Source organism: Streptomyces sp. NPDC013187, from assembly GCF_042899705.1.
Lineage (GTDB): Bacteria > Actinomycetota > Actinomycetes > Streptomycetales > Streptomycetaceae > Streptomyces > Streptomyces hawaiiensis_A.
Genome location: NZ_JBIBAF010000040.1, coordinates 1 through 5386, shown reverse-complemented (window position 1 = coordinate 5386; position 5386 = coordinate 1). Strand labels below are relative to the sequence as shown.

The window sequence follows — 5386 nt, the reverse complement described above, 5'->3', positions numbered from 1 at the left end:
CCTCCGCCTTGCATCTGCACGCACCACGCCCCGCTCGGGTCGGCCGAGAGGCGCTGTCACTCCCGGCCGACCTGATCCAAACGACAGGCCCTAGCTTCCGGCCTGTGACGACCGGGCCGGGCCCTGGGCGTGTCCTGGATGGTCCGACTCCTCGGCGGGTTCCGTACTCACCGAAATCTCACCGCCGAGTGCCCCACCCCCGGCCACCATGACCGTATGACCACACCAACGTCCGCCCACCACCCCACCGGAGCCCACCCCACCCCCCGACCCTCCGACGAGCACCCCACCTCCGCACCCGCCCGAACCACCCGAGCCCACTCCTTCAACGCCGCCGCAGCCCAGTACGCGGCCAACCGCCCCTCCTACCCCCCGGCCCTCTTCGACGCGATAGAAGACCTGACCGGCCGCCCGCTCGCCGGCACCCGCGTCGCGGACGTCGGCGCCGGGACCGGCATCGCCACCGCCCTCCTGCACGCGAGGGGCGCGAACGTGATCGCCGTTGAACCGGGGGACGGCATGGCGACCCAGTTCCGCCGCACCCTCCCGGGCGTCCCGGTCATCCGCGGCACGGGCGACGACCTCCCCCTCACCGACGACTCCGTCGACCTCGTCACCTACGCCCAGGCCTGGCACTGGACCGACCCGGCCCGCGCCGTCCCGGAAGCCCTGCGCGTCCTGCGCCCCGGTGGCGCCCTCGCCCTGTGGTGGAACACCGACGCCCTCGACGTCCCCTGGATCGCCGAGGCCGCCGCCCGCACCGAGCGCTTCTTCCGCATCGACGTCTCCGCCGAGAAGCGCAACGTCAACGCCCGCGCCGCCGACCCCACCGGCCTCCTCGACTTCACCCGCCGTACGGTCCGCTGGAGCCGCCGCGTCCCGGTCGACACCCACCTCGCCAACATCGGCAGCCACTCGGTCTTCCTCGTACACGACGCCGAACGCACCGCGTCGTTCCTGGCCGAGGAACGCGAGCACCTCCTGCGCACCTTCCCGGACGGTTTCGTGGAGGAGGTCTACGAGGTCGTCCTCCTCCTCGCCGAGACCCCGGCCTGACGCGCACCCGCCCGAAGGCCGCACCACGTGCGGCTTGACGCGCCCGATCCCCGGGAGCATTATTCATCACATGATGAATAATGCTCCCGGCTCACCACGTCCGGGCCCCGGCCCCACCCGCGACCGCCCCCCGACACCGGACACCCCGACCGCCCCCACCCCAGCCGTCCACGCCGAGAACCTCACCGTCGTCCGCGGCCCCCGCACGGTCCTGCGCAACCTCGGCTTCACCGTCCCCCGAGGCCAGATCACCGGCCTCCTCGGCCCCTCCGGCTGCGGCAAGTCGACCCTCATGCGCGCCCTCGTCGGCACCCAGGCCAAGGTCACCGGCACCCTCGACGTCCTCGGCCACCCCGCCGGACACCCCACCCTGCGCACCCGCGTCGGCTACGTCACCCAGGCCCCGTCCGTCTACGACGACCTGACGGTCCGGCAGAACCTGGACTACTTCGCCGCGATCCTGAACCCAGGCCGGGCAGCCGCCGACCGCCGCGCCGAAGACGTCACCCGTGCGATAGCCGACGTCGACCTCACCACCCACGCCGACGTCCTCGCCGGCAACCTCTCCGGCGGCCAGCGCAACCGCGTCTCCCTCGCCGTCGCCCTCCTCGGCTCCCCGGAACTCCTCGTGCTCGACGAACCGACGGTCGGCCTCGACCCGGTCCTGCGCCGCGACCTGTGGCACCTCTTCCACGACATCGCGACCGGCCGCGGAGCCACCCTCCTCGTCTCCTCCCACGTCATGGACGAGGCCGAACGCTGCCACCGCCTCCTCCTCATGCGCGACGGCGAACTCCTCGCCGGGGGCACCTCCCGGCCGGAGGCTGGGGGAGACACACCCGACGCCCTGCGCACCCGCACCGGCGCCACCACCGTCGAAGAGGCCTTCCTCCGCCTGGTGGACGAGGCGAAAGCAGCAGCCCGCACGAAGGAGACGACCCGATGACCACCACCGCGACCCGGCCGGCCACCCCACCGAGGGCCCTGAGCGCCTCCCGCACCACCGCCACCGCAGTCCGGGTCCTCCGCCAGCTCACCCACGACCCCCGCACGATCGCGCTGCTGATCCTCATCCCCTGCGTGATGCTGTTCCTGCTGCGCTACGTCTTCGACGGCAGCCCCCGCACCTTCGACAGCATCGGCGCCTCCCTCCTCGGGATCTTCCCGCTCATCACGATGTTCCTGGTGACGTCCATCGCCACCCTGCGCGAACGCACCTCGGGCACCCTCGAACGCCTCCTCGCCATGCCGCTGGGCAAGGGCGAGCTCATCGCCGGCTACGCCCTCGCCTTCGGCGCCCTCGCGATCGTCCAGTCCGCCCTGGCCACGGGCCTCGCGGTCTGGTTCCTCGGCCTCGACGTCACCGGCAGCCCCTGGCTCCTCCTCCTGGTGGCCCTCCTCGACGCCCTCCTCGGCACGGCCCTCGGCCTCTTCGTCTCGGCCTTCGCCGCCTCGGAGTTCCAGGCGGTCCAGTTCATGCCGGCGGTGATCTTCCCGCAGCTCCTCCTGTGCGGCCTGTTCACCCCGCGCGACGACATGCACCCCGCCCTGGAGGCCGTTTCCGACGTCCTCCCCATGTCCTACGCCGTCGACGGCATGAACGAGGTCCTGCGCCACACGGACATGACGGCCACGTTCGTCCGGGACGTCCTCATCGTCGCGGGCTGCGCACTCCTCGTCCTCACCCTGGGCGCGGCGACCCTGAGGCGCCGGACGGCGTAGCCGGCCCGACGCGACATCCCGCCCAGCGGACACCCGAGCCGTCCCCCACTCCCCGGTGCGAGGATGGACCCCGGACGACGCACCCTTCGGAGGCACCCCGCGCCATGACCCAGAAAGTCGCAGTCCTCGGCACCGGCAAGATCGGCGAAGCCCTGCTCAGCGGAATGATCCGCGCCGGCTGGACCCCGTCCGACCTCCTGGTCACCGCCCGCCGCCAGGAACGAGCCGAGGAACTCCGCAGCCGCTACGGCGTCACCCCGGTCACCAACGCCGAAGCAGCCAAGACCGCCGACACCCTGATCCTCACGGTCAAGCCACAGGACATGGGCACCCTCCTCGACGAGCTCGCCCCGCACGTCCCCGCCGACCGCCTGGTCATCAGCGGCGCCGCCGGCATCCCCACGGCCTACTTCGAGGAGCGCCTGGCTCCCGACACCCCGGTCGTCCGCGTCATGACCAACACGCCCGCCCTCGTCGACGAGGCGATGTCCGTCATCTCCGCAGGCACCCACGCCACCGCCGACCACCTCGCCCACACCGAGGAGATCTTCGGCGCCGTCGGCAAGACGCTCCGCGTCCCCGAATCCCAGCAGGACGCCTGCACCGCCCTCTCCGGCTCAGGCCCGGCCTACTTCTTCTACCTGGTCGAAGCCATGACCGACGCAGGCATCCTCCTCGGCCTGCCCCGCGACAAGGCCCACGACCTGATCGTCCAGTCCGCCATCGGCGCCGCGACGATGCTCCGCGACAGCGGCGAACACCCCGTCAAGCTCCGCGAGAACGTCACGTCCCCCGCCGGCACGACGATCAACGCCATCCGCGAGCTGGAGAACCACGGCGTACGGGCCGCCCTCATCGCCGCCCTCGAAGCCGCCCGCGACCGCAGCCGCGCCCTGGCCTCCGGCAACAACAGCTGAGTCCCCGGGGGCGGGCCCGACCCGCCCCCGGCCGCCCGCACCCCTCACACCCCCGGCACGGAACTCGCCGCGGCCACCTCCTCCACAGCGGGCAGCAGCCCGATCGCCCGATACGCGGCATCCACCGTCGGCCGTGCCATCCCCCGAGCCCGCGCCGCCCCGTCCCGCAGCACGCCCTCGACATAACCGGGATCGGCACACAACTCCTTGTGCCTCTTCTGCAGCGGTCGCAGCACCTCGACCACAGCCTCGGCGGTGTCCTTCTTCAAGGCCCCGTACGACTCGTACGCACCACTCAACCGCTCCGGCTCCCCGCCCGTGCACGCCGCGAGGATCTCCAGCAGATTCGCGAGCCCCGGCCGGGCCTCCCGGTCGTACACGACCTCACGCCCGCTGTCGGTCACCGCCCGCGTCACCTTCTTGCGCACCACGTCCGGCTCGTCCAGCAGATAGACGATCCCCGGCCCGACGTCGTCACTCTTGCCCATCTTGGACGCCGGGTCCTGCAGGTTCATCACCCGCGCCGCCACCTCCGGCCGCGTGGCCCGCGGCACCACGAACGTATGCCCGTACCGCTGGTTGAACCGCACGGCGATGTCCCGCGCGAGTTCCACATGCTGCCGCTGATCGTCCCCGACCGGCACCGCGTCCGCCCCGTACGCCAGGATGTCCGCCGCCATCAGCACGGGATACGTCAGCAGCGACAGCCGCACACTCCCGCCCCGCCGCTGCTCCCGCGCGGCCTTCTCCTTGTACTGGATCATCCGCCGCATCTCACCGTCGGTGGCCACGCACTCCAGCACGTACGACAGGCGGGCGTGCTCGTCCACATGGCTCTGCACGAACACCGTGCAGAGCTCCGGATCCAGCCCGGCCGCCAGCAGCAAAGTCGCGGACTGCCGGCTCAGCCTGCGCACCCGCGCGGGATCGTGGTCCACGGTCAGCGCATGCAGATCGACCACACAGAACAAGGCCTCCGCCTCGTGCTGGTCCACGGCAGCCCACCGCCGCATGGCCCCCAGGTAGTTCCCCAGCGTCAGATGCCCCGTCGGCTTGACCCCGCTGAAGACCCGTGTCATCTCTCCTCCACCTTCCGGTCGGGACCGCCGCCCCGGGCGGCCGCCCCTCCGTGGTTCCTGGAGGGAGAAACGAAAACGGCCGCCGAAGCGGCGGCCGTTGAGTGCATACGTGAGCACGGCCGCCGTCAGGCGGCCCACCACAGCTGGGTGCACGTACGCGTCGTCATGCAGCCCAGGCTACGCCCCGGGAGTGCCGCCCGCCCCCGAGTTGACACGCCCTACCCCCATCCGTAGTGTTCTCCGAGTTGCCCGACGTGAGCGCCGACTCCGGTCGGTCCCCGGGCAGCCAATCCGCAGGTACTCACCGACATTCGACGCGCAGTACATCTGTCGTCGTTTCATTGGCATGTGTATTTACGGAATGAGGAATCCCCGTTCGAAAGGACGTGGCCCCCGATTGGCTCGGGAGCCGGGGAATCCGCTAAAGTCTCACTCGTCGGAACGGCCCAACAGCCGCAAAGACAAACCCCGCTGACCGGGGATCGGGCCCGAAAGGATCTGATAGAGTCGGAAGCGCCGGAAAGGGAAACGCGGAAGCGGGAACCTGGAAAGCACCGAGGAAATCGGATCGGAAAGATCTGATAGAGTCGGAAACGCAAGACCGAAGGGAAG

General features: G+C 71.0%; 6 protein-coding genes. 4 read left to right on the top strand and 2 right to left on the bottom strand.

What is annotated here, in order from left to right:
* Positions 1 to 216: 216 nt before the first annotated feature.
* The 4 genes from ACFY5B_RS39365 to proC all read left to right on the top strand — a co-directional run bounded on the left by ACFY5B_RS39365 (position 217) and on the right by proC (position 3695).
* Positions 217 to 1056, top strand: coding sequence for a class I SAM-dependent methyltransferase (locus tag ACFY5B_RS39365; protein ID WP_389980050.1), 840 nt, complete (start codon positions 217 to 219; stop codon positions 1054 to 1056).
* 70 nt (positions 1057 to 1126) lie between these two features.
* Positions 1127 to 2002, top strand: coding sequence for an ABC transporter ATP-binding protein (locus ACFY5B_RS39360; protein ID WP_389980047.1), 876 nt, complete (start codon positions 1127 to 1129; stop codon positions 2000 to 2002).
* Positions 1999 to 2778 carry an ABC transporter permease gene (locus tag ACFY5B_RS39355; RefSeq protein WP_389980044.1) on the top strand — a complete coding sequence of 260 codons (780 nt, stop codon included), beginning with the start codon at positions 1999 to 2001 and terminating at the stop codon, positions 2776 to 2778. The genes ACFY5B_RS39360 and ACFY5B_RS39355 overlap by 4 nt, the downstream gene beginning before the upstream one ends.
* 104 nt (positions 2779 to 2882) lie before the next feature.
* Positions 2883 to 3695 (top strand): pyrroline-5-carboxylate reductase, encoded by an 813-nt coding sequence (proC, locus tag ACFY5B_RS39350; RefSeq protein ID WP_389980042.1) that lies wholly within the window; start codon positions 2883 to 2885, stop codon positions 3693 to 3695.
* Between the two features lie 44 nt (positions 3696 to 3739).
* Here proC and trpS read toward each other — a convergent pair whose 3' ends face one another.
* Complete coding sequence (gene trpS, locus ACFY5B_RS39345; RefSeq protein WP_389980039.1) at positions 3740 to 4774, bottom strand: tryptophan--tRNA ligase; 1035 nt, start codon at positions 4772 to 4774, stop codon at positions 3740 to 3742.
* 429 nt (positions 4775 to 5203) lie between these two features.
* Positions 5204 to 5386 (bottom strand): hypothetical protein (locus ACFY5B_RS39340; protein ID WP_389980036.1); only part of this gene is annotated, 183 nt, incomplete at its 5' end.

Excerpts from the sequence above, each read along its gene's own strand:
- ACFY5B_RS39365 (WP_389980050.1), top strand. The coding sequence starts at position 217 with ATGACCACACCAACGTCCGCCCACCACCCCACCGGAGCCCACCCCACC.
- ACFY5B_RS39360 (WP_389980047.1), top strand. The coding sequence starts at position 1,127 with ATGATGAATAATGCTCCCGGCTCACCACGTCCGGGCCCCGGCCCCACC.
- ACFY5B_RS39355 (WP_389980044.1), top strand. The coding sequence starts at position 1,999 with ATGACCACCACCGCGACCCGGCCGGCCACCCCACCGAGGGCCCTGAGC.
- trpS (WP_389980039.1), bottom strand. The coding sequence starts at position 4,774 with ATGACACGGGTCTTCAGCGGGGTCAAGCCGACGGGGCATCTGACGCTG.
- proC (WP_389980042.1), top strand. The coding sequence starts at position 2,883 with ATGACCCAGAAAGTCGCAGTCCTCGGCACCGGCAAGATCGGCGAAGCC.